Here is a 25,179-nt window from a genome sequence, read left to right as displayed (position 1 = left end):
TTTGCCTCCCTTATTTCCAAGCTGCAACTTTCGCTACATCCTCAAAGTGGAGAAGTGCGCGTTTCTTAAAGTGAGACTCCAGTTACTCTACAGGTACAGCAACTGCCTCCTGCCCGATGAGATCCAGATAAAAGGCATACTGCAAAGCAGTTTCATGGTAACGGCGAAAGCGACCGGAAGAGCCGCCATGTCCGGCCTCCATATTTACATTGAACAGCAGCCGGTTTTTATCAGTTTTAAACTCACGTAACTTAGCCACCCACTTCATAGGCTCAAAATACTGTACCTGGGAGTCATGCAGTCCAGTAGTTACAAGCAGATTGGGATAGTCTTGTGCCTTCACCTGATCGTAGGGTGAATATGACAGCATATATTCATAGCTATCTTTATTATTCGGGTTTCCCCATTCATCATATTCGTTGACTGTCAGAGGAATAGACTCATCCAGCATAGTGGTCACAACATCGACAAATGGTACTGCCGCAGTCACTCCCCGATATAACTCCGGAGACATATTCACGACGGCCCCCATTAACAGACCACCGGCACTACCGCCTGAAGCGAATATCTTATCTGGAGCGCCATACTTCATCTTAGTAAGGCCTTTGGTTACATCGATAAAGTCCGTAAAAGTGTTCTTCTTATTGAACATCTTTCCATCTTCATACCAAGCCCGCCCCAATTTTTGGCCGCCGCGAATATGAGCAATCGCAAATACAAAGCCGCGATCAAGCAGTGAAATCACAGAAGAGCGGAACCAGGGGTCCACCGTACTACCATAGGAGCCATAAGCGTACTGCAGTAAAGGGTTAGAACCATCCTGCCGGAATTTATCTTTCCGATACACAAGAGATACCGGCACTTTTACCCCATCGCGGGCAGTAATCAGAATGCCTTCACTTTGATAGTGCTCTGGATCAAAGCCACCAGGAACTATATCTTGCTTAAGCAGCTCCAGATTACCGGTATCTAGCTCGGCCTCATAAACACTATTTGGTGTCGTCAAACTCGAATAAGATACCCGTACGCTATTAGAATCCAGGTTGGGGTTCGCGCTCAGGCCCAATCTATATACTGGATCATTAAAACCTACCTGAATATCTTTATTGTTCTCGAGATTGATAATCCTAAGACCCGTTTGACCAGCTTTTCGCTCTATCACAGCAAGGTGATGGTTAAATAAGGTGAAATCTTCCAATAAAACATCGTTGTTGTGTGGTATCACCTCCTGCCACTTAGACTTATCTGCAGCATCTGCCAGTGCAGCTTTCATCAAGCGGAAGTTTTCAGCTTGCCAATTGGTCAGGATATAAAATTCATCTCCCAGCTTTAGAGCTGAATATTCATGATCCTCTTCGCGGGGATGCAAAGGTGAAAAGTCAGTGAGCGGGGTGTTAGCATCCAGGATTGACTGGCCACTGCTGGTTGTGGAACTGTGGTGAATCCTCACCAGCTCCCCATCTCTTGATTTGGAAATCCAAGTATAAAATGCTTTGTCACGCTCTTCATAAACAACGACATCTTCACTTTGCGGCGTCCCTAACTTATGGCGCATTACCTGATAACCAAGCAAGGTCTGGCGGTCTTTATTAATGTAGAAAACTGTCTGGTTATCGTTAGCCCAAACAGCTACCGGGGAGGCATTCTCCAACTTATCAGGCAGCAATTCCCCAGTTTTCAGATCTTTGAAACGAATAGTGTAAACACGACGCCCTACATTATCCTCCGGATATGCCAACAACCTATTGCTGGGAGACACCCCTAGGCGCCCAACACTGAAATAACCTGAATCTTTCGCCAGTTGGTTGACATCCAGCATCACCTCCTCAGCAGCTTCCAGGCTACCTTTGCGGCGTGCATGAATAGCATATTCTTTTTCCGGCAGGTAACGGGTGTAATACCAGTATCCATTGTGGTACACAGGTACAGTTGATTTATCCTTCTCCAGTCGCCCCGTCATTTCCTCAAAGAGTAGTTCCTGCAACTCTTTAGTGTGGCGCATAACAGTATCAGTATAAGTATTTTCCGCCTCAAGATGCGCGATGACTTCTGGAGCCTTGCGTTCGTCATCGCGCATCCAATAGTAGTTATCTATACGCTCATGACCGTGCACAATCATCTTATGAGGCACTTTTTTAGCAACTGGAGCCGATGGCTGCTCAGAAGGTGTTATTGCATCTAAATTAGCGTTAGCTGTCTCATCACTGGACTTGCCACAAGCGGCAAGGCCCAGGGCGAGTACTAACGTCGCGGTGGTGGTTTTCATTAATTCTTATTCCTCTACAGTTCCATTTTCTTATTCAAAATACATGACCAGACGATCAAAAAAGCAACTGCCAGCCGCTCTATGCCAATATCAATCCACACATCCCCGCAATAATGAGTGAAGCGGTCACGCTCAGCACTGCACCCTCCCGCACCATATCCTGCATACGCACCTTTCCTGTGCCATAGGCAATGGCATTAGGCGCCGTGGCAACTGGCAGCATAAAAGCACAACTTGCGCTCATAGCGGCGGGAATCATCAACACCATGGGATCGAAACCTGCGGAGGTGGCCGCTACAGCGAGGATCGGCATTAGTAAAGTCGCCGTAGCTGTATTACTGGTAATCTCTGTCAGGAAAGTAACCCCAAGACACAAAATAACCAACATCAACCACAGCGGCATTGCAGTCAGGAATGAGAGCCCATTCCCAAGCATGTCGCTCAACCCTGAGGCAGTAAAGCCCTTGGCAAGGGCAATACCACCAGCAAAAAGCAGTAGCATTCCCCACGGGATTGTCTCAGCAGTCTGCCAATCCAGCAGACGCCCCCCTTTGCCATTCGGTACCATAAACATGGCTACCACTGCCGCGAGGGCGACCGTACTATCCCCAGCAGCCCCAATTCCCAGCCAATCACTCCAGCCACCAAATGGTGCGTTGCGCGTAACCCAAAAAAAGATTGCCACCCCAAAAACTATCAGTGTGCGCTTTTCTTCAGCCCGCCACTCTCCAATCACCGGCGGTTCAATTTTATTTTTCAGATGCACATTACGGGTTAGCCAAAGAGCCATTATTGGTAAAGTTACCAGGGCAACCGGCACTCCCACCTTCATCCAACCCAAGAAACTGAATTCCCTGCCAGTCACCTCTTCATAGATTCCCATAAAAATCACATTAGGGGGGGTCCCAAGGGGCGTGCCCACCCCCCCGAGGCTGGCTGCGTAAGCGATACCAAGGATTAATGCGATAGTAAGACGTTCATTTTTTATGCGGGAGAGGATTGCCAAAGCAATGGGTAACATCATTAGGGTTGTGGCAGTGTTGGAAATCCACATGCTGAGGAACCCGGCAGCCAGCATAAAACCCAAAACCAAGCGCCGGCCACTGGAGACCCCAAAGAGACGCAGCATATAGAGGGCAAGGCGCTCATGGGCACCACTCTTTTCCAGGGCCTTCGATAAAATAAATGCGCCCATCAGCAGTAATATCACATGACTGCCCAAAGAGGCTGCTACCATTTTGTGGTCTGCAACTCCAAATAAGGGCAAAAGCACAAAAGGTACCAAAGACGTGGCGGGAATAGGCAGGGCCTCAGTAATCCACCAGATTACCGTCAGCAACGTAATTGCTGCGGTAACTGCAGGCAGATACTGCATCCCTACCATGGATAAAAAGAAGTAGAAAGCCACTGCCAACAATGGCCCCAAAACTATGAAGCGCTGCCGCGCAATCGACATACCTGCCCCCAAAATGCGTAAGGGTAAATTTGTTATTGGTTTATCTATCCTTTCGGGTAATCAGATTCGGTGTCCTCAGCCCTCCAGGTGGGCACACAAAATACAAGAAAGCAGACACTAAGCGCAGTAGTTTGAGATAAGAAAATCCAAAAGTATCCGCAGTACACAAAACCCTATCAGTCGCTGTTTAAATTTCACTCAATCGATAACAACAATGCCATCAAAAGAGCAAATATTCACTTACCAGGAAAGCCCGACAGGCCTACAAATTGGAAATGAGGCACTTTTAGTAAATCAGGCGCAAATGTACAATAGTGACAATTTATTATTTTGTTATTTTCTTTCCAAGCAAAAGCTAAAGACCTCCACATAAGCCAGGGACCTCAACGAACCCTATTATTTTGTAGGAGGCACTGATTAAAGGCTTGAGCATCTGCTTCTAGAGGTACCCTTTGAAATACACCACTCTTGTTACCCTTATTGCGCTGGCCAGCACCGGCGTTTACGCTGAAGAAAAACCTTTCTACTTGAAAGCTTCACTCGGCCATACAGAGTTCGATTCAGAAAGCTCCTACGCACTTAGAGAGAACCTTAGTTCTACAGGTTATGCCTTTATTTTTGGCTACCGGGTAAATAGCTATATTGCTGTTGAGGGGGGTATGACTGATCTGGGAAGTATCCGCAGAGACTATGAATCTAATGTTCACGGCCTCGAATGGTACATTGACGATGATGATTTCATAGTGGAAAACTATGATTACAAAAGTAAACAGGAAGCTGAATATAACTCCTATAGCGTAGGATTAGCTCTCACAGCACCAATTCAGCAAAACCTAAATGCTGGTATTCGCCTTGGTGTTCACCAGTGGTGTGAAAACAATAGCGGCCAAAGTGAGACCTCCGGTACTCTCAACTGGTATAACGGTGATCGTGAGCTGCTGGAGGTAGAACCCTACTATAGGTCTTACAGCTGGGACAATGAAAAGGATAGCGGCAGCAACCCCTACTATGGTGTGGAAGTGAATTGGACCACTGGTGACTGGAGTATTAGCCTGGAGCACACTGTCTACGAGATTCAAGATGATAAAGCCAACTTCTCTGCAGTGGGCGTAACCTATAGTTTCTGATCCCACGCCAAGAGACTGGGGCTTTGTTCGGCAGGTACTCACTTACTGTTTACACGGGGCCCCACACAAAACTTGCCTATAAAACATACACGCCCATAATTCCTCCCCTCCCTTTTCCTGTACATATCATGATTATCCGGCAAACTATCACCCTCAAAGTGAGTGCAAAACAGGCGGAAGGGATTCATGAGTTCGATACCCAATACAGTTGAAGTACTGGATAAATTGCGTTGGAACGCACACCTGTGTAAGCACAGCCACTTCCGGGCCTCTATGAAAGGCCGAAACCTGCACGTGCTCTGCGGTGTACCAATCGTAGTAGTTAACTTGTTCTTAGGCTCCCTGTTCTTTTCCCTGATCAATGCTGAACTGCCTGACTGGACCAAATGGACTGGCGCTGCACTGGCATTAATAGCGGCGCTGCTGGGGGGAATTCAGACTTTTTTCAATTTCAAAAAGAACTACGAAGGTCATCGTCAAGTAGGCAATGAATACCTGGCGATTGCCAGGGAGTGTGAGCGCCTGATTGCACTCTACTTCGACCGCATCCTCGACCTCGAGCACCTTTCCAACAAGGTCTCCGAGCTAAACACCCGCTATAGTGAAATCAATCAAAGAGCCGAAGAGTTTATTGTATCGGACAAAGTCTACCGCCAAGCCATGCAGATCCAAAACCAGAAAGCCAGTCGCGAACCCTCCCTGGTGGAGAGAATGCGTAAGCTGCAGAGTAGATCTCACGTAGAAGCCAAAATAGGCTCACAGACATCAACAATAGAACACCCCTGAAACATTTTAGGGACCTGGCAAAGAACTTCAGCAGTAGTAACATGCAAAAAGAGCACAACGATCATTCACCTGGCAGACATAAGTTTTCTCTCTGCTACCTCGCCACTGACATCCGTACCCCCAGCAACGTGGGGGGGCTCTTTCGCATTGCCGATGCTTTGGGCGTGGAGAAAATTTACCTGGCAGGAAAGAGCCTAGTACCGCCAAACTCCAAGATCCGCAAAGTTTCCCGTTCAACAGAACAGCAGATCCCCTATCAATACGAGAGTGATGCCCTAAAAACTGCCCAACGATTGAAAACAGAGGGGTATCAAATTATCTGCCTGGAAATTACATCACATAGTGTTGAATTAAGTCATGCCCCAATTACCGGGGGTGATAAGGTCTGTTTGGTTCTAGGTTCGGAGAAAGATGGAATTGGTGAGGAATTATTGAAGATAGCCGATGCAACTGTACATATAGTTATGCAGGGTGTTAACTCCTCAATGAATGTGACATCGGCCTGCGCTATTGCAAGTTATGAAATTCTGCGCAAGATAACTTCTAAATATCAAGATTGAAATGGAGAAATCCAGAAAATTTAATTTAACAAAGAACCTGACATCAAAATCAGTAGAGTTGTAAATTTCTTAAGTTCTCTCTTAATCCGGAACTTTTAAAGTCATATTAATTTTATGTACATAATCCGGGTCACCACCAAAACGTTTATTACAATTCAAGCTGTTTATTACCTGAATATCTGCATTACTCAGATTAAAATCACTCAACAAAAAATTGGTCCTAATATTCTCTAAGGACTCCGATTTGGGCACTACAATACGGTGCTGTTGGATATTCCACTTCAAAATTACCTGTGCAGGCGTAGCTGAATACTTATCGGCGATTTCGGCTATCACCGGATCCACAATTGGCTTTTCAGCAAGAGGCACACCGCTCCAACTTCCCGATCCGAGAGGAGAGCAACAGCCAATAGCAATTTTGTGAAACTGGCAGTAATCGACCAAAGGCTGTTGAGTAAAGTATGGATGCAACTCTATTTGATTAATAACCGGTCGCACTTCAGCAAAGGTCGCAATCTGCTCGATATCCGATTTGCGAAAATTTGATAAGCCCAGCGCCCTTACCTTTTTCTGCTGGTATAATGCCTCCATAGCCTCCCAGGTTTCACGCGTATAAGCGGGAACAGGCCATTGAATCAAATACAAGTCCAGGTATTCCAGCTGCAATCGCTCTAGGCTCCGAGCAAAGGCATCATGGGTTTTTGTCCCACCCTGCTCCGTATCCCAAACTTTACTGGTAATAAAAAGTTCTTCCCTGGGTAGGCCAGACTCCTTTATTGCACGGCCCAATGCCCGCTCATTTCCGCAAATCGAAGCGGTATCAAACAACCGGTAGCCAATAGCGATAGCTTTTAAAATAACATCAGTGACGTACTCATCATCCTGCTGCCAGCTGCCCAGCGCGGACATTCCCATTCCAATCTGGGGAATTTCCACACCATTATTTAATTCGATAAAATACATGATCGATACCCTTAGCGAATACCGCGACCGAGTGTCACAGCAATCTCCTACGGCTTCTATTAAAAGTGCTCGGCGCTGATTGTAGATGGCACAGTGTTTTTTAGCGAGAAGGCTTACTGAGGGGAAATAGCAGATAAAGCTTCAGAACCGGAGTGCAATTGTCGGCTCTTTTTTCTCACCGTTATGCTGGCCTCGCTATGTTAAAATTACTTGGGAGGCAGAGAACCGGCAAACTCGGCACCGCGATTTACCCAGTTATCCAAATCTTCCGCAACGGCATCCTCTTCAACATACACCATACCTTTAAGGGGCCTGCCGGTAAAATCCATTGGCCTGGTATAGCGCTCCGCCAATGCATCCTGGTAATTGTCCGGCCCAACACGAACCATTAGCTCTTCCCCAACTACACCACAAGCCATATTGCCATTTAACATAAATGCCAGGCCACCAAACATCTGTTTCTCACTCAGACCTTGATTTCCCTGCAGTAGGTTGCGCACTTTTTCTGCCAATGTTTCATTGTACGCCATGACAATCTCCTTAATTACTTTTGCTAAATGGGGAAAAATGCTTTGGGTACTGCCGTGATCCGCTCTGGTTAGAAACTGGCGGACAAAAGATAAATTGAGAGGGAATGATGAGTGCCCTTCCACGCTGCAAGCACCCATAGCAAACAGAAAAGTATTCAATAATCGATACAGATAACTGCACCATAGCGAAAAAAGTTATTTCGAATAATCGTTTAAGTGTAGCAGGAAATATCAAGTCATCTTCTGGCATGGCGGATTAGGCGCCATGGACATTTAAAAACTGTGAAAGCCTAGGAGGGAAATCGTGGCGACAACGACAATGTCGCCACGACAAACATCGGGGCACCTTGGGATTTCCACCCATCCGAAAAGTACCACCGACAGAAGATCTGACTTAGTCGACAAACACCCGCGCATTGCGGAACAAGCGCATCCAGCCGGAATCTTCTTTCCACTCATCTGGATGCCAGCTGTTGCTGACAGCTCGGGCAACACGCTCGGGGTGCGGCATCATAATAGTCACGCGGCCATCTTCAGAACTCAGGGAGGTAATACCATTGACCGATCCGTTGGGATTGGCCGGGTAAGTTTGGGTGATTTCCCCTTTGTTATTCAGGTAGCGCATCGCGATAGTACCGGAAGCTTCACACTTCTCCAGCGCCTGCTGGTCGGCAAACTCCACGCGCCCCTCACCGTGAGCAACGGCAACCGGCATGTAAGTACCCGCCATACCTTTAAACAACACGGAAGGTGAGTCTTCAATGCCCACCAGTGCGAAGCGCGCTTCATACTGCTCAGAGAGGTTTCGCACAAAGCGCGGCCAGTGATCCGCACCTGGAATCAGCTCTTTGATCACTGAGAACATCTGGCAACCGTTACACACCCCCAAGCCGAAGGTATCGTTGCGATTGAAGAAGCCCTCAAACTGATCGCGGGCACGATCGTTAAACAGGATGGTTTTAGCCCACCCCTCACCAGCACCCAGTACGTCGCCGTAAGAGAAGCCACCACAGCCCACCAAACCCTTGAACTCATCCAAAGCGACACGACCAGACAGGATGTCACTCATATGTACGTCGACAGCGTTAAAGCCAGCGCGGTGGAAAGAGTGCGCCATTTCCACCTGGCTATTCACGCCCTGCTCTCGCAGTACAGCAACTTTCGGGCGAACACCTTTAGCGATATAGGGTGCGCTGATATCGTCGTTGATATCGAAAGTGAGGTTTACTGTCAGGCCCGGGTCTTCTTTGGCGATTACAGCAAATTCCTGCTCGGCACACTCGGCGTTATCGCGCAGGGATTGGATGCGGAAGCTGGTTTCCGACCAGATCTGCTGCAATTCAGCACGGGAGCGCTTGAAGATTTCAACACCGTTATTGGTGATGCACAGGTGTTCGTTATTGTTCAGGTAACCGATCTTGTGGGTGGGTACACCCACAGCGGCAAAGCGCTGTACCAGCATATCCGCTTCACAGGCGGGAACCTGCAATACCGCACCCAGCTCTTCACTGAACAGCGCCGCAATCGGGTCTTCACCCAATTCGTAGATTTCCACATCCATACCCACGCGGCCGGCAAAGCCCATTTCCGCCAGGGTTGTAAACAGACCGCCGTCGGCGCGGTCGTGGTAGGCCATGATCAGGTCTTCATTCAGAGCCTGCTGTACCACCTCGAAGAAACCTTTCAGCTTCTTGGCATCATCCAGGTCTGCGGGCTTGTCACCCAGCTCGTTGTAGACCTGCGCCAGACAGGAACCGCCCAAGCGATTTTTGCCGGCACCCAGATCGATAAACAGTAACTCACTCTCACCTTTATCGGTGCGCAGCTGCGGTGTCACTGCCTTGCGGACATCAGTTACCGGAGTAAAGGCAGAAATTACCAGAGACAGCGGTGCGGTAACCGCTTTCTGCTCGCCCTCTTCCTCCCAGGCAGTGCGCATAGACATGGAGTCCTTGCCCACCGGGATGGTAATGCCCAATTCAGGACACAACTCCATACCCACCGCTTCTACGGTTCGATAAAGTTTTTCCTCTTCACCCGGATGGCCCGCAGCACACATCCAGTTGGCGGAGAGTTTGATATCGGACAGTTGCTTCACTGGGGTACAGGCGATATTGGTAATTGCCTCACCCACGGCCAGGCGGCCCGAGGCCGGCGCATCCAGCAATGCCACCGGAGTGCGCTCACCCATAGACATGGCTTCACCGGCGTAGCTGTCATAGGCAACGGTAGTTACCGCGCAATCGGCCACCGGCACCTGCCAGGGTCCGACCATCTGATCGCGGGAAACCTGGCCGGTTACAGTGCGGTCACCGATAGTGATCAGGAAGCTCTTGCTAGCCACTGTAGGCAGGCGCAGCACCCGCTCAGCCGCTTCATTCAGATCGATATCGGCAGTGGAAAACGCCTTGGTTTCCACCTGGCGAGTTTCTGCCTCGCGGTGCATGCGCGGCGGCTTGCCGAACAGTACCGACATCGGCAGATCCACCGGCTTGGAATCGAACTGCTTGTCATTTAAGAGCAGGTGTTTGTCTTCGGTGGCCTCACCAACAACGGCGTAAGGCGCGCGCTCGCGCTCACAGATTTGCTCAAAGCGCTCCAGGTCTTCCGGCATAACCGCCAGTACATAGCGCTCCTGGGATTCGTTACACCAGATTTCCAGCGGGCTCATACCCGGCTCATCGCAGGGCACATTGCGCAGTTCGAAATTACCGCCGGTACCGCCATCTTTCACCAACTCGGGGAAAGCATTGGACAAACCACCTGCACCCACATCGTGGATAAAGGCAATCGGGTTGTTCTCACCCAGCTGCCAGCACTGGTCGATAACCTCCTGGCAGCGACGCTCGATTTCCGGGTTCTGGCGCTGTACCGAAGCGAAATCCAGATCTTCAGAGCTGGAGCCGCTGGCCATACTGGAAGCGGCACCTCCACCAAGGCCAATCAGCATGGCCGGGCCACCCAGCACTACCAGTTTGGCCCCAGGGGAAAATTCGGGCTTCTCTACATGCTCTTCGCGGATATTGCCATAGCCACCAGCCAGCATAATCGGCTTGTGATAGCCGCGGCGCTCGCCGTCAAAATTCTCTTCGAAAGTACGGAAGTAACCACAGATATTTGGGCGACCAAATTCGTTGTTAAATGCCGCACCGCCGATGGGACCCTCAATCATAATATCCAGGGCGGTCACGATACGCTCGGGTTTGCCGTAATTGGACTCCCAAGGCTGCTCCCAGCCGGGAATCTGTAGGTTGGAAACAGTAAAGCCGGTCAGACCGACTTTCGGCTTGGATCCGCGACCCACCGCACCCTCATCACGAATTTCACCACCGGCACCGGTACCGGCACCGGGGAAAGGTGCGATCGCTGTAGGGTGGTTATGGGTCTCCACCTTCATCAGCATATGGATAGCTTCATTACTGAAGCTATATTCCTTGCTTTCCGGATCGGGGTAGAAACGACCGGCTACATTGCCCGCCACAACTGCGGCATTATCGGCATAGGCAGACAATACATTGTCACCTCCTTTACGATAGGTATTCTTGATCATGCCAAACAGGGAATGCGGCATCTCTTCGCCGTCGATAGTCCAGGAGGCATTAAAGATCTTGTGGCGGCAATGCTCGGAATTCGCCTGGGCGAACATCATCAACTCTACATCAGTCGGATTACGCTCCAGTTCTTGGAAACTGGTGAGCAGATAATCAATTTCATCTTCGGCAAGAGCCAGGCCCAAGGTAACGTTGGCATCCTCAAGCGCCTCGCGGCCGCCCTCGAGGATATCCACTCCGCGCAATGGGCGCGGTTCTTCTTCGACGAACAGCTGCTCCGCTTGCTCAAAGCCGGAAAACACCACCTCAACCATGCGATCGTGCAGCTGTGAAGCCAGAGCCTGGCGTTCAGCGTCAGTTAATTCCACGCCAGTAAGGTAGTAGGCAATTCCCCGCTCCAGGCGATGGATTTTTGTCAGTCCAGTATTGTGGGCAATATCCGTGGCCTTGGAAGACCAGGGGGAAATAGTACCCGGACGAGGCGCCACCAGGATCAGCTCTCCTTTGGGCTCATGCTGTTCCTCAGTCGGACCATATTGGAGCAGCCGCTCAAGCAGCGCCATCTCCTTGTTATCCAGTGAGTCGCTATCTGCAAAGTGCACGAACTCAGCGTAGAGGTCGTCTATGGTCGGTTGCAGCGCGCGCAGTTGATTGAGCAGTTTTTTATGGCGGAATTTCGACAGTGCGGGAGCACCACGCAGAACTAGCATTGCGGGAGGTTGCCTCTTGTCTGAATGAGAAAAAATGTGCAAAAGAAGGATCGCACAAGGCCCCGAAAATTTGAGAGGCGCAATTGTACCTGAAGCATCGCCAGTCCAACACACCCGCCGACCACTTGCATATACATGAACTAATTAGCAATCAATATGTTCAAAAGGCGAGCAAACTTATTGCTTAAAACCTCCTAAACAAGAGGCGAAAGAAAACTCCTACAAAAGTCCGGCAGGGTTTTCAAGCGCATAGATCACAGTGTCCAAATGCCAAATTGGGCAGATTGACGCCGGATAATGTAAAATTGGCGGACTGTGCCAGCTTTGGCCATAAAAGCCCTGGCGAACCGAACTTCACCGGGCCTTAGGCATAACAGCAATAAAACTAACGGACGAGCTAGAGGGGACAGCCTATGATGATGAAAAGCCGCGTGCTGCGCTATGTCCGCCGCCTGTTAAAAGGGCTGGCCATGTCATGCTGCGCCTCCCTGTTAGTTGCCAGCAAAGCACCGAGTACTCTTGAGCGGATCAAGGCCTCTGGTGAGCTGGTTGTGCTGTCACAAAATGGCCCCACTACATATTACGAAGATGCATCCGGTAATCCCACTGGCTTTGAATATGGAATGCTGCGGGCCTTTGCCGAAGAGCTCGGCGTCAAGCTGGTAATTCGCGACGTTCACGATCTAGACGAAATGTTTGAGCGCCTGCGTGACCCGGAAGAGGGTGCACACTTCGCTGCCGCTGGCCTTACCGTCACTCCGGAGCGCCGTGAGCAGGTACGCTTTACCCCCTCCTACTTCGAAATCCGCCAGCAGGTTATTTATCGTGTTGGTGAGCAGCGCCCACGAAAGACCAGCGACCTGGAGGGCAAGACTGTCGCCGTAATCGCCGGCAGTGCCCACGCGGAGGAACTGAAAAAACTCTCCCAGCGCTACCCACTGTTAGATTGGGAAGAAGTGTCTGATGTGGATGCAATGGAGCTGGTAGAGATGGTACAACAGGGCAAGTACAGCTACGCAGTAGTGGACTCCAATGCTTATGCGGTACACCGCGGCCTTTATCCAAACACCGCTGTTGCTTTCAATCTCACTCAGTTCCAACCGGTCTCCTGGGCTTTCCCTAAAAGCGACGATGACAGCCTCTACCAGAGTGCCCGCCTGTTTATGTTGCGCGCAAACACCAATGGCATGATTGCGCAGCTGCGCGAAGAGTTTTTTGGCCATGTCAGCGACCTGAATGTCGGTGGCGCCCAGGCATTTGCCAAGCGCAGCCGAGAGCGTTTACCAAAGTGGCGTGGAGCGATGCAGAAAGTGGCAGACCAGTATGATCTGGACTGGCACTTGTTGGCGGCGCTCAGTTACCAGGAGTCCTACTGGAACCCACGCGCGCGCTCCCGTACCGGAGTCCGTGGCCTGATGATGCTTACTCTGAATACCGCCAAAGACCTCGGTGTTAACCGGCTCAATCCCGAGGAGAGCATTGAGGGAGGTGCGCGCTATATAGTACAAATTCGCAATAAACTGCCTGAGCGCATTCGTGAGCCCGACAGAACCTGGATGGCACTAGCAGCCTATAACGTGGGCTATGGCCACCTTGAGGACGCCCGCGTCCTCACCGAACGTATGGGCGGCAACCCGGATCTGTGGCCCGATGTGCGCGACCATTTGCCTCTGCTGGCCAAGCGTCAGTATTACAAGACCACCAAACATGGCTACGCACGTGGCTGGGAGCCGGTAACCTATGTGCAGAATATCCGCCATTACCAGGCCCTGCTGAGTTGGAGCAGTCGTATTGAGGAGCAACGCCTGGCTGCAGCCAATGATGCAAATCGCGAAATTCTTGCTGACGGCAGCGCAATAGAAGCCGAAGCTAGCGCAGCTCCGGCACTCTAGCCCAGCCGTATTAAGTCCCGCCAACCTTCTGGCAAAAAAGATAAATCTCCCGGCTCATCAATATCTGCCAGCGCCTCCAGGCGCTGGCAATTCATTCCACACTCCCAAAGTCTATCCAGAGTCTGCCGGGCAACAACCTCAGTACTCCAGTGAATATCCTCAAACAGCCGCACCTGTATTTCCTTGAGCCCTAATAACGCATAGCCACCATCTTTTGCCGGATACATTACCGCATCAGACACCTGTAGCTCTTCTGCAGCAGCTCGCAAACGCTGCGCGGTAAGGGACGGACAGTCGGTACCAAGCAAAAGAAGCCCCTGCCCCAATGCTCGTGCGTTTCCCGTAGCATGCCAAAGGCGCTGACCAAGGCTGCCTTGGGACTGCCCATAAACAGTGACTCCCGCAGGCAATGGGAAACCCCGCCAAAAAGCGTGGGACGGATCAGGTGTCACATGCAGCTCCACGGGTCCCAGCTCAGCTCTCACACACTCTTCAAGGGTATGGCGCAACAACTTCTCCGCAAGCGACGCGGCTCCCTGCTCCCCCAATGCCGGAATAAGACGGGTCTTGGCATAACCAGCCAGTGGAGCCTTAGCCATCACCACAAGGCGCAGGAACTTCCTCGAAAGACGACTACTCATAGCGCCTAGCCAGGGTATCTGCAGGCACGCCGCGCCAATAAGCAAAACGCAAGCGCCACATCAGCAATACCGTGCGCAACACCCCAAATTTTTCCCAGCGTCGCCCAGAGGTTGAGACTCTTTGATGGAGACAATAGGGACGGCTTATTTTTAACAACTGCCGACTTAGCTCAACATCCTCCATCAATGGCTGCCTGGCATAACCGCCAATTTTTTCAAAAAGAGTACGCCGGACAAAAATCGCCTGGTCACCAGTGGCGATACCACTTAGACGTGAACGCCAATTAATCAGGTTGGAAATTAGGGGAAACCACAAACTCCGCCCTTCAATACGAATATTAAAGCGGCCCCACTCTGCTCCCTGAGCCACTGCCGATGCAACCGCACTCAATGCACCCTGGGGCAGGCGTGTATCAGCGTGTAAAAACAGCAGCCAGTTCCCACAGGCAATGGCTGCACCTGCGTTCATTTGCGAGGCTCGGCCGCGCGGGGAAGTAATTACCTGGAACCCCTCAGCAGTAGCAATTTCCACACTGCCATCAATGCTACCACCATCCACCAGGATAATTTCACAGCTGGTAAAAGCCTTAAGTTCTTTTAACTGCACAATTAAATCGGGCAGTTGCTCCCGCTCATTCAACAGCGGAACTACAACAGAATACTGCACTAACCCCGTCTCCAACGATGAAACACTTCGAGCCAACGCAACAACCCCTTGGGCGCATGGGCTCGTTTCCAGTTTCCTGCAACAAATTTATTGCCTTCAGTCATAGTCGGATAGATATGAATGGTAGATAGGATTTTATTCAGTCCAAAACCCTGCTTCATAGCAAATACAAACTCGGCTATAAGCTCCGCAGCATTCTCACCAACAATTGAAACACCCAGTATTTTATCTTTACCCGGTACTGTAAGCACTTTAATAAAACCCCGTGCCGCGCCATCCACGATAGCGCGATCCAGGTCATCAAGGTTGTAGCGAGTTACCTCATAGGCAATAGCACGCTGCTCCGCCTCATGCTCACTAAGCCCAACGCTGGCCACCTCTGGATCAATAAAGATTGCCCGAGGTACCAGTGAATAATCCACAGCAAATTTCTTGATATCGCCGAAAAGGCCATTCACTGCTGCATACCAGGCCTGGTGCGAAGCCATATGGGTAAACTGAAATGGGCCCGCGAGATCCCCAGCTGCAAGAATATGGGGGTAACGAGTGCGCAGGAAGGCATCCGTTGTCAATTTACCATCTTGCAGTAAGTCCAGTTTTTCCAATCCAAACCCTTTAGTCCTGGCACGCCTGCCAAGTGCCAGGATAACTTCATCAAATGTCACCTGTGTTTCACCCACGGCATTACGCAAGTTTAATACCCCCTCTCGGCGATCTTCACTTCCAGTAAAAGAGACCGCCTCATGCCCAGTGAGAAGACACACTCCTTCAGATTCCAATGCCAGGGAAACAGCTTGCGACACTTCGTGGTCCTCCTGGGGGAGCAAACGTTCATCTCGCTCTATCAAGGTAACTCTTGACCCCAAGCGGGTGAATGCCTGAGCCAACTCACAACCGATGGCACCACCTCCCAGTAATACCAATCTATGCGGTGCCTTATTCAACTGAGCAAACCTATCCCAGAGTGTTTCGCTAGTAAGATAATTAACCGTGTCGAGGCCGGGGAATGGTGGCACTGTAGGTTCAGCACCGGTGGCCAGAATAATGGCTCGTCCCCGTAGGGACTTTTCACCACCACTATTCAACGTGATATCGACTGTCCAGGGATCTACTAATCGCGCGTACCCTTTTATTACTTCCACACCGAGATCTGAGTAGCGCTCCACACTATCGTGAGGCTCAATCTGCTGGATAGATTCACGCACATGGCGCATCACCCCGGGAAAATCAATCTCCGGTTCCGGCAGGCGCACACCAAAATTACTCGCAGTGCGCGCAGAATGTGCCACACGAGCACACTTGATCAACGCCTTACTGGGTACACAGCCGGTATTCAGGCAGTCCCCACCCATATTTCCCGACTCGATCAAAGTCACCTTGGCTTTTACCGCCGCAGAAATATAGGCACTCACCAAGCCCGCAGCGCCTGCACCAATAACAATTATATTGCGATCAAACTTTTTGGGTTTTCTCATTGGAGTCACTCACTTGGCCTCACGGCGACGTTTAAGCCAGTTGAGGAAGTATTTTGCCAATAGCGGGAATATACCCAATAGGGCAAAAGACAATAACAATTGCGGAGAAGCGATATCCTTCAGATTGTCTATACGAGCGAGTTGCGTACCGGCATTAACGTAAACAATCGTAGCCGCCAGCATGCCTAATTGGCTCACCCAATAAAATGTCCAGACTCGAAGGTGGGTTAATCCCATCAGAATATTGATCAGAAAAAATGGGAAGATTGGTACGAGACGCAAAGCAAAAAGATAAAAGGCGCCCTCCCTCTCAATACCGTTATTTACAACCTGTAAGCGTACAGCAAACTTCTCTTGAACATAGTCACGAAATAAATAGCGGGCCATTAGAAACGCCAGGGTGGCTCCAATACTGGAAGCGAAGGATACAATGACAGTGCCCCACAACAAGCCAAAAATAGCACCCGCGGCAATAGTGAGAATCGCAGCACCGGGTAAGGATAAACCGGTTACCAAAATATAAAAAACTAGAAACAGGAAGCTCACCAGAAATGGCGATGAGGCTTTCCATTGCTGAAACTGCTCACCGCCTTCCTGCAGCTTTTCCAGGCTCAACCAGTGGTGTAAATCAAATGCGTAAAAAGCAATCACCAATATCACGATAATCGCCAGCAGCAGTATTTTTTTTCTCATGGCATTCCCGCCCTCCGGCTATTAAACCCTATCCCCTTACAGTGCCCCACCGCAACTGCTGCCCTGCCCCGCAGTACAGCCATAGCAATGATCAGCCACACAAACTGCCGAATCTTTAAGATCAGCTTCGAGTAAATCACGTAGATGCAATCGGCCTGGCACTGGTATATTCAACTGCTGGTTAAAGTCGCAGTCATATAAATTCCCCTGCCAGTCAACACTCACCAGACTGCGACACATCACGCCCTCAAGATTAGATGCAGAGTAGCTCTCCCGAAGCAGCGTCATATAGTCTTTAAACTGCCCTTTGGAAATCAGCATGGAGCCAAAGCGTTTGATGGGCATATTGGCGAGAGCAAAGAGGTGATTAAATTCAATTCCAAAATGCGCGGCCAACTCTCGTCGATAGTCTGCCTCCAGGCCCCCCTGCTCCGGGGGTAAAAAAGCACCCTGGGGGTTATAGACCAGGTTAAGCTGAAGGCCAGTTTCCGACTTGCCATAGCCCAAGGCATTTAGCTTCTGCAATCCGGCAATACTTTTATCAAAAACCCCTTTGCCTCGCTGCTTATCTACATTTTCCATGGAGTAGCAGGGTAGAGAGGCAACCACTTCCACATGGTTCTGCGCGAGAAACTCTGCTGTATCCTGCTGTCCTGGCTCAAATAATATCGTGAGATTGCAGCGATCTATTACATGCACACCCAGCGCCCGTGCAGCTTTCACCAAAGACCGAAACCCGTTGTGGAGCTCTGGTGCACCCCCAGTGATATCCAGGGTTCGCACCCCCCTTGCCTTGATAACGCCCAGTAGTAACTCCAGATTGTCGTCCGACATCATCTCGGTACGATTGGGACCTGCATTCACATGGCAGTGCACACAACTCTGGTTGCAGCGATAACCGATATTTATTTGCAGGGTTTCAATAGCCTCACGGCGAATCGCCGGGAAGTCCGATATTTCCAGTAACGGTAATGTTTCGTGCATTCCCCTCAGTGCTCCATTTCTTCAGGCACTGCTTCTGTCGGCGTAAGTAGCGGCTTTATTACAGCTTGTTTTTCCTCTGGCATCGCATCGACAGGTGTCACCAACCCGCTCGCCAATGCAGTATGAGCGGCGGATTCAGGTTGCTCAGTACCGAGCAAGCGGATTGCCTCTGCGGCAATCTTTTGAGCACGGGCGGCATTTTGCTGCAAATTGGCGATAGCCACGTCCGCTGTCACCGCCTCTTCCCGAGGGTGCCAACAGTCATAATCCGTTGCCATGGCGAGAGTTGCATAAGCCATCTGCGCTTCGCGGGCGAGTTTTGCCTCCGGCATATTGGTCATTCCGATCACCGAAGCATTCATACTGCGATACCAGTGCGACTCAGCTCGGGTAGAGAACTGGGGTCCTTCAATACAGATATAACTGCCACCTCGATGCAACCTGATCGGCTCTTCTCCCTGGGTATTGGCAAAAGCCCGCGCCAGGTTATCCGCCACAGCAGGGCATACCGGATCAGCCATGGAAACATGGGCTACAGCACCATCGCCAAAGAAAGTACTCTCCCGTTTGCGGGTCATATCGATAAACTGATCCGGGATCAGCATATCCAGTGGACGCACCTCTTCCTGGAGGGAGCCCACGGCAGAAAGGGAAAGAACATAGCGTACGCCCAACTGGCGCAATGCGTGGATATTGGCTTGATAGGGCACCTGGGAGGGAATCAGCCGATGACCGCGTCCATGGCGGGCAAGGAAAGCAACAGGAATATCATGAAGCTTGCCGCAGGCAATTGCATCCGAGGTGCTACCAAAGGGGGTCCCCATCTGGACTTCCTCCACCTCGGTTAACCCTTGCATCTCATAAAGACCGCTACCGCCGATAACACCGATTAAAGCCCTGGCCATGTCCACTCCTAAACAGTTGGTTTTTCCGCAGTATAGGAGTGCTCCTAGACCGTGTATATCACTGACATGTAAACAAAAATTAAGCGCGAGCAAAGCGGTCAACCTCAGCTTGGGAGGCCCTTCCCTATTGGGTCACATCAAAGGCAGAGGCCATGCAGAGAAACATTCCTTGTACATATGGTGATCAATGCACTATATTTACCCGGACATAAATATTTAACCCGGGTAAATATAGAGAAATACTTTGGCTACTGACTATATCGCTATCGACCAGCAACAGATTGTTGCGCGGGGGACATTGGAAGTAATTGTGCGCCGGGTGAAGAGTATGGGCACAACTCATGAGCCCATGGTCTTTGAAGCCGATAGCTGTAAACGGATAGAGGTGGATTGGCACGGAGATACCGAGGAAGTACTGGCAGCCTTATCGGTGGATGTACCGGCCCCGAAAACTAAACGTGGACGCCCCAAGTTAGGCGTTATTCCCAAGGAGGTTACCCTGCTTCCCCGTCACTGGGAATGGCTGGGTCAGCAGCCTGGCGGTGCTTCTGCCACTCTTCGTAAGCTGGTGGAGCAGGCACAAAAGCACGTTTCGCTTGAGGAGAGAATCACCACAAAACAGCATCAACTCGATAGATTCATGCTGTTAGTTGCAGGAGATACTCCAGGCTTCGAAGAGGCCAGTCGTGCACTGTACAGAAACAGCAAGGTCGGCTTTGAAAAAGCCATTCAATTTTGGCCTGAGGACCTCAAACAACTTTTATTGAGTAAGTTTAATGAGGTCGCAGAGATGCACAGCGGCAATTTGTAAAGTGAACTTACTATGACTCATCAACACGACAATATTTTTGTTAACGGCGCCTTACTGCCGGTTTTCTTTAAGACTGCTGCGCCTATTATTCTGATAATGCTGGTAAACGGCTCGTTTACCCTATTAGATGCCTATTTCCTGGGGAAATATGTAGGAGCTGAAGCATTAGCCGCAGTAACCTTAACATTCCCAATGTTTATGTTACTGGTAGCACTTTCTTCATTAATCTCCAGCGGATATTCGAGTGTATTGGCCAGATTACTCGGCGCGGGAGAAAAAGATAAAGCGAGGCAGGCATTTTCCCAAGCTATTACACTAGCTCTGGTGGTTTGCACTGTGTTGATGTTGTTATTTGTGGCTTGGGGTAAACAATTAACACTATTAGTTGCCAATGGCTCAGCAGATCTAGCAGGGATGGGGTACACCTATTTAACGATATTAATCTTCCTTTCCCCAACTCTGTTTATCAGTTCTGTGAATTCCGATACTTTGCGATGCGAAGGGCAACTGTCGCTAATGGCGATGGTTTCCCTTGCGTCGGTAATGCTCAATATTATTTTCAATTATATTTTTATTGCGCACTTGGAGATGGGGGTGGCCGGCTCTGCTTATGGCACTGCCCTTGCACAGGCAATCGCCCTTTTGATAGTGGCGTGCTATCGCCATTATGGCCGCACGGTGATTGATACACAGATTATCCGGATCTCAAGCAGGCGTGATTTTTGGCCTGGATACCTATCTTTGGGCTTACCATCCAGCTTAAGTTACATCGGTGTATCACTCACATCTATTGCTGTAATTTTTAGTATCCAGGCCTGGGGGGTTAGTAACTACGATGCGACAGTAGGAGCCTATGGGATCACTACCCGTATTATGACCTTTATCTTCCTGCCACTTCTCGGGCTGAGCCAGGCATTTCAGACTCTGATCGGCAATAATGTTGGCGCTAAAAGCTGGTCTCGGTCCGACAGCAGTATCAATATCGCTTTAACAGTAGCGTTCGGTTACTGCCTCGCTTTACAGCTTGGCGTGTTAATACTGAAAGACTCTTTGGGAGCCTTATTTGTCAGCGATAAACAGATTATTACAGAGGTTGCACGTATCCTGCCCATGATGACGCTGGTCTATTTTTTGGCCGGACCACTCATGATGATCAGCACATTTTTCCAGGCTATAGGCGATGCCAAACGTGCCGCCATTCTCGGAATTGCAAAAACTTACGTTTTCGTTTTGCCACTCATTTTGATTTTACCCCCACTCATGGGCGAAGTGGGAATATGGTATGCGGGTCCAGTCGCGGAACTCATGCTGCTTATATTAACGGCTTTTATCCTTTATCAGCGGGGACGCAATCACGGTCAAAAATATGGTTTATATGGTACTCAGCAAACATCCGGCTGATTATTTCCAATCCAAATAGAAAAACATTCCTGAAATATTTTTGAGATCAAATAAAAAAGGCCGCTTCGAAAGAAGCGGCCTTTTCACAGACAAGGTACTTACCCAGCTCTTACCAGCCAGTAACTTCCTTCAGAGCGTCGCCAATCTGAGCCAGGGAGCGCACGGTTTTAACACCCGCGTCTTCCAGAGCAGCGAACTTCTCGTCAGCGGTGCCTTTACCACCGGAGATAATCGCGCCCGCGTGACCCATGCGCTTGCCGGGAGGAGCCGTTACACCGGCGATATAGGAAACGACCGGCTTGGTAACATTTTCCTTGATGTAAGCAGCTGCTTCTTCTTCAGCAGTGCCACCGATCTCACCGATCATAACGATTGCTTCGGTCTGCGGATCGTTCTGGAACATTTCCAAGATATCGATGAAGTTGGAACCCGGGATGGGGTCACCACCGATGCCCACACAGGTGGACTGGCCAAAGCCGTAGTCGGTGGTTTGCTTAACCGCTTCATAGGTCAGGGTACCGGAACGGGAAACGATGCCCACTTTACCCGGCTTGTGGATGTGACCTGGCATAATACCAATCTTGCACTCACCCGGAGTGATAACACCCGGGCAGTTCGGGCCGATCAGGCGCACGCCCAGCTCGTCGCACTTCACTTTAGCGTCGAGCATATCCAGGGTCGGGATACCTTCGGTGATACAAACGATCAGCTTGATACCAGCGTTGGCCGCTTCCAGGATGGAATCCTTACAGAAAGGCGCAGGTACGTAGATTACGGAAGCTTCAGCGCCGGTCTTCTCTACCGCTTCTTTAACGGTATCGAATACTGGCAGGCCCAGGTGAGTCTGGCCGCCTTTACCCGGAGTTACACCACCAACCATCTTGGTGCCGTAAGCAATCGCTTGCTCGGAGTGGAAAGTACCCTGGGAGCCGGTGAAGCCCTGGCAGATTACTTTAGTGTCTTTGTTAATCAATACTGACATGATTATTTACCCTCCGCAGCTTTAACCACTTGCTGAGCCGCATCGGTCAGACTGGTAGCCGCGATAATGTTCAGGCCACTGTCGCTCAGAACCTTGGCGCCCAGATCTGCGTTGTTACCTTCCAGGCGTACAACAACCGGTACTTTAACGCCAACTTCTTTTACTGCGCCCACAACGCCTTCGGCGATCATGTCACAGCGAACGATACCACCGAAGATGTTGATCAGTACGGCTTTTACGTTCTCGTCAGACAGGATGATCTTGAACGCTTCAACAACGCGCTCTTTGGTCGCGCCGCCGCCAACGTCCAGGAAGTTAGCTGGCTTGCCGCCGTGCAGGTTTACGATATCCATGGTACCCATGGCCAGACCAGCACCGTTTACCATGCAGCCGATGTTACCATCGAGAGCTACGTAATTCAGGTCGAACTTGGCAGCGTGCGCTTCACGCGCGTCATCCTGAGAAGGATCGTGCATTTCGCGCAGGTCCGCGTGGCGGTACAGCGCGTTGCTGTCGATTACCACTTTGGCGTCCAGGCAGTGCAGGTTGCCTTCGGTGGTGATTACCAGCGGGTTGATTTCCAGCAGGGCCAGATCTTTTTCCTGGAACATTTTTGCCAGGCCGAGGAAGATCTTGGTGAACTGCTTAACCTGAGTCGGGTTCAGGCCCAGTTTGAAAGCCAGCTCGCGCGCTTGGTAAGGCTGAGCGCCTACCAGCGGATCGATGGTGGCTTTCAGGATTTTTTCTGGAGTCTCTTCCGCTACTTTCTCGATCTCAACGCCGCCTTCGGTGGAAGCCATGAAAACGATACGACGGGTGGAGCGGTCAACAACGGCGCCAAGGTACAGTTCTTGGTCGATGTCAGTGCAGCTTTCAACCAGGATACGGGAAACCGGCTGGCCATTTTCGTCTGTTTGATAAGTTACCAGACGCTCGCCCAGCCACTTCCTGGCAAATTCTTCAATTTCTGCCTTGGAATCTACCAGCTTTACACCGCCAGCCTTACCGCGGCCACCAGCGTGTACCTGGGCCTTTACTACCCACTTATCACCGCCAATTTCGTCAGCCGCTGCTGCTGCCGCTGCCGGGGTTTCCGCTGCAATGCCTTTGGAAACCGGCAATCCGTATTCCGCAAACAGTTGTTTGCCCTGATACTCATGCAAGTTCATAGTCAATACCAATTCACATATAAAATGTGTTTACTAATTGCAGATCACTCTGCACCTGAAAGAGAAATTTAAAATTTCCGTCGTTGCAAATTTCAAATTCCACAAATGAAACCGGGGCGCTAATTAATCAATAATTAGTGCCCCGAAATCGAAAAATGTTCTTACTTGCGCTTCTTGCGATTTACGGTGTGAATCGCATGGCCGTTCACTCCCAGCGCCGCTTCTTTCACAGTTTCGGAAAGAGTCGGGTGCGCAAATACCGTCATACCGATGTCTTCGGCGCTGGAGCCGAATTCCATCGCGATCGCCACTTGCTGAACCAGGTCTGCGGCAGACGGGCCAACAATATGGGCACCCAGTACGCGGTCAGTTTCCGCGTGAGCAATGATTTTCACAAAGCCCTGGGTATCGTTGGCGGCCATAGCGCGGCCGTTGATAGCAAACGGGAAGCTGCCTACGTTGTAGGGCTCGCCATCGGCCTTCACCTGCTCTTCGGTGCGACCAACCGCAGCGATTTCCGGGTGAGTGTAAATAACGTTGGGGATCACGTCGTAGTTCATCATCGGCTTCTGGCCAGCAATGCGCTCGGCAACCACAACACCTTCTTCTGAGGCCTTGTGTGCCAGCATTGGGCCGCGTACCACGTCACCAATCGCCCATACGCCCGGTGCAGAAGTCATGCACAGGTCGTTGACATAGATGAATCCACGCTCGTCCATCTTCACACCGGCATCTTCAGACAGAAGGCCTTCAGTGTAAGGGCGACGGCCAACGCAAACGATCAGCTTGTCGAAAGTTTCCTGGTGCTCTTTACCATCTTTGTCCTGGTAAGTAACAACCACTTCTTCGCCTTTCACTTCGGAGCCGGTTACGCGGCAAGCGAGACGGATATCCAGGCCCTGCTTCTTGAAGATCTTCTGGGACTCTTTGGCAACCTGTTGATCCATGATCGCCAGGAATTTATCCATCGCTTCCAGAACAACCACTTCAGAGCCCAGGCGGTTCCATACAGAGCCCAGCTCCAGACCGATAACACCGGCACCGATAACACCCAAACGCTTTGGAGTTTCAGTGAATTCCAGAGCACCAGTGGAATCGACAATAATTTTGTTATCTACCGGAGCGGGCGGAATATTTACCGGTACAGAACCGGAAGCCAGAATGACGTTTTCAGCTTCGTAGACGGTGCTGTTGCCTTCGTCGTCGGTTACTTCCACTTTCTTGTTCGCCAGCAGTTTGCCGGTGCCGAAAATGGAGGTTACTTTATTGGCGGTGAACAGACCTGCTACACCACCGGTCAGCTTCTTAACGATCTCGCCTTTGCGCTCGATCATCTTGCTCACATCCATCTTGACCTTGCCGACTTCAATGCCGTGCACGTCGAGAGCATCTTTGGCTTCGTGGTATTTCCAGGAGCTGTCCAGCAGTGCCTTGGAAGGAATACAGCCAACGTTCAGGCAGGTACCGCCATTTACGTATTTACCTTCCTTGTTTTTCCACTTTTCGATACAAGCCGTTTTCAAGCCCAACTGAGCGGCACGGATGGCAGCGACATAACCACCAGGACCGGAGCCAATTACGATTACGTCAAATTTTTCGGACATGATCAG

Annotated in this window: 20 protein-coding genes; 6 read left to right on the top strand and 14 right to left on the bottom strand. The window is 50.5% G+C overall.

Features of this window, described 5'->3' with window-relative positions; translation table 11 throughout:
- Nucleotides 1-82 precede the first annotated feature (82 nt).
- Together G367_RS0108530 and G367_RS0108525 are read right to left on the bottom strand one after the other, a co-directional pair.
- On the bottom strand, nt 83-2,266 hold the full coding sequence (locus tag G367_RS0108530; RefSeq protein WP_020412701.1) for a S9 family peptidase: 2,184 nt from the start codon (nt 2,264-2,266) through the stop codon (nt 83-85).
- A gap of 79 nt (nt 2,267-2,345) precedes the next feature.
- The gene (locus G367_RS0108525) at nt 2,346-3,722 is read right to left on the bottom strand and encodes an SLC13 family permease (protein WP_020412700.1); all 1,377 of its coding nucleotides are present in this window, start codon (nt 3,720-3,722) and stop codon (nt 2,346-2,348) included.
- A gap of 452 nt (nt 3,723-4,174) precedes the next feature.
- Between G367_RS0108525 and G367_RS0108520 the strand changes: the two genes are divergently transcribed.
- From G367_RS0108520 to G367_RS0108510, 3 genes are all read left to right on the top strand, one after another.
- Nucleotides 4,175-4,849, top strand: a complete 675-nt coding sequence (locus G367_RS0108520; protein WP_020412699.1) for an outer membrane beta-barrel protein — start codon at nt 4,175-4,177, stop codon at nt 4,847-4,849.
- A 186-nt stretch (nt 4,850-5,035) separates the two neighbouring features.
- The gene (locus G367_RS0108515) at nt 5,036-5,635 is read left to right on the top strand and encodes an SLATT domain-containing protein (RefSeq protein WP_020412698.1); all 600 of its coding nucleotides are present in this window, start codon (nt 5,036-5,038) and stop codon (nt 5,633-5,635) included.
- A 41-nt stretch (nt 5,636-5,676) separates the two neighbouring features.
- Nucleotides 5,677-6,195, top strand: coding sequence for a TrmH family RNA methyltransferase (locus tag G367_RS0108510; RefSeq protein ID WP_020412697.1), 519 nt, complete (start codon nt 5,677-5,679; stop codon nt 6,193-6,195).
- 81 nt (nt 6,196-6,276) lie between these two features.
- On the opposite strand, the gene G367_RS0108505 is transcribed toward G367_RS0108510, so the two are convergent.
- The 3 genes from G367_RS0108505 to purL all read right to left on the bottom strand — a co-directional run bounded on the left by G367_RS0108505 (nt 6,277) and on the right by purL (nt 11,949).
- On the bottom strand, nt 6,277-7,158 hold the full coding sequence (locus G367_RS0108505; RefSeq protein WP_020412696.1) for an aldo/keto reductase: 882 nt from the start codon (nt 7,156-7,158) through the stop codon (nt 6,277-6,279).
- Between the two features lie 206 nt (nt 7,159-7,364).
- Nucleotides 7,365-7,688 carry a TfoX/Sxy family protein gene (locus G367_RS0108500; protein ID WP_020412695.1) on the bottom strand — a complete coding sequence of 108 codons (324 nt, stop codon included), beginning with the start codon at nt 7,686-7,688 and terminating at the stop codon, nt 7,365-7,367.
- A gap of 394 nt (nt 7,689-8,082) precedes the next feature.
- Complete coding sequence (purL, locus tag G367_RS0108495; protein WP_020412694.1) at nt 8,083-11,949, bottom strand: phosphoribosylformylglycinamidine synthase; 3,867 nt, start codon at nt 11,947-11,949, stop codon at nt 8,083-8,085.
- Between the two features lie 413 nt (nt 11,950-12,362).
- Between purL and mltF the strand changes: the two genes are divergently transcribed.
- Nucleotides 12,363-13,841: a membrane-bound lytic murein transglycosylase MltF gene (gene mltF / locus G367_RS0108490; RefSeq protein WP_020412693.1), complete on the top strand. Its 1,479-nt coding sequence runs from the start codon at nt 12,363-12,365 to the stop codon at nt 13,839-13,841.
- Here mltF and G367_RS0108485 read toward each other — a convergent pair.
- From G367_RS0108485 to mtnP, 6 genes are read right to left on the bottom strand one after another with little or no spacing between them, the layout of a single operon-like run.
- On the bottom strand, nt 13,838-14,482 hold the full coding sequence (locus G367_RS0108485) for a TIGR04282 family arsenosugar biosynthesis glycosyltransferase (protein ID WP_026305009.1): 645 nt from the start codon (nt 14,480-14,482) through the stop codon (nt 13,838-13,840). The two genes, mltF and G367_RS0108485, sit on opposite strands and share 4 nt — an antisense overlap.
- Nucleotides 14,475-15,149 (bottom strand): TIGR04283 family arsenosugar biosynthesis glycosyltransferase, encoded by a 675-nt coding sequence (locus G367_RS0108480; protein ID WP_020412691.1) that lies wholly within the window; start codon nt 15,147-15,149, stop codon nt 14,475-14,477. Before G367_RS0108480 ends, G367_RS0108485 begins: the two co-directional genes overlap by 8 nt.
- Nucleotides 15,149-16,624 carry a dihydrolipoyl dehydrogenase family protein gene (locus tag G367_RS0108475; protein ID WP_020412690.1) on the bottom strand — a complete coding sequence of 492 codons (1,476 nt, stop codon included), beginning with the start codon at nt 16,622-16,624 and terminating at the stop codon, nt 15,149-15,151. Before G367_RS0108475 ends, G367_RS0108480 begins: the two co-directional genes overlap by 1 nt.
- 9 nt (nt 16,625-16,633) lie before the next feature.
- Nucleotides 16,634-17,317, bottom strand: coding sequence for a TVP38/TMEM64 family protein (locus G367_RS26930; protein WP_020412689.1), 684 nt, complete (start codon nt 17,315-17,317; stop codon nt 16,634-16,636).
- 36 nt (nt 17,318-17,353) lie between these two features.
- Nucleotides 17,354-18,301 (bottom strand): arsenosugar biosynthesis radical SAM (seleno)protein ArsS, encoded by a 948-nt coding sequence (arsS, locus tag G367_RS0108465; RefSeq protein ID WP_020412688.1) that lies wholly within the window; start codon nt 18,299-18,301, stop codon nt 17,354-17,356.
- A gap of 5 nt (nt 18,302-18,306) precedes the next feature.
- Nucleotides 18,307-19,206, bottom strand: coding sequence for an S-methyl-5'-thioadenosine phosphorylase (mtnP, locus tag G367_RS23390; RefSeq protein ID WP_020412687.1), 900 nt, complete (start codon nt 19,204-19,206; stop codon nt 18,307-18,309).
- Nucleotides 19,207-19,450: 244 nt separating this feature from the next.
- Here mtnP and G367_RS0108455 point away from each other — a divergent pair, with 244 nt between their 5' ends.
- Both G367_RS0108455 and G367_RS0108450 read left to right on the top strand, forming a co-directional pair.
- On the top strand, nt 19,451-20,017 hold the full coding sequence (locus G367_RS0108455; protein ID WP_020412686.1) for a DUF2239 family protein: 567 nt from the start codon (nt 19,451-19,453) through the stop codon (nt 20,015-20,017).
- A gap of 12 nt (nt 20,018-20,029) precedes the next feature.
- A complete protein-coding gene (locus G367_RS0108450; RefSeq protein ID WP_020412685.1) occupies nt 20,030-21,418 on the top strand; it encodes an MATE family efflux transporter in 1,389 nt (462 codons plus the stop codon).
- A gap of 109 nt (nt 21,419-21,527) precedes the next feature.
- On the opposite strand, the gene sucD is transcribed toward G367_RS0108450, so the two are convergent.
- From sucD to lpdA, 3 genes are all read right to left on the bottom strand, one after another.
- On the bottom strand, nt 21,528-22,400 hold the full coding sequence (gene sucD, locus G367_RS0108445; protein WP_020412684.1) for a succinate--CoA ligase subunit alpha: 873 nt from the start codon (nt 22,398-22,400) through the stop codon (nt 21,528-21,530).
- 2 nt (nt 22,401-22,402) lie between these two features.
- Nucleotides 22,403-23,569, bottom strand: a complete 1,167-nt coding sequence (sucC, locus tag G367_RS0108440; protein ID WP_020412683.1) for an ADP-forming succinate--CoA ligase subunit beta — start codon at nt 23,567-23,569, stop codon at nt 22,403-22,405.
- A 161-nt stretch (nt 23,570-23,730) separates the two neighbouring features.
- Nucleotides 23,731-25,173, bottom strand: coding sequence for a dihydrolipoyl dehydrogenase (gene lpdA, locus G367_RS0108435; protein WP_020412682.1), 1,443 nt, complete (start codon nt 25,171-25,173; stop codon nt 23,731-23,733).
- Between the last annotated feature and the right edge of the window lie 6 nt (nt 25,174-25,179).

The organism is Microbulbifer variabilis ATCC 700307, from assembly GCF_000380565.1.
In the GTDB taxonomy this organism is placed as follows: Bacteria; Pseudomonadota; Gammaproteobacteria; order Pseudomonadales; family Cellvibrionaceae; genus Microbulbifer; species Microbulbifer variabilis.
This window is presented reverse-complemented; position numbering and strand designations above follow the sequence as displayed.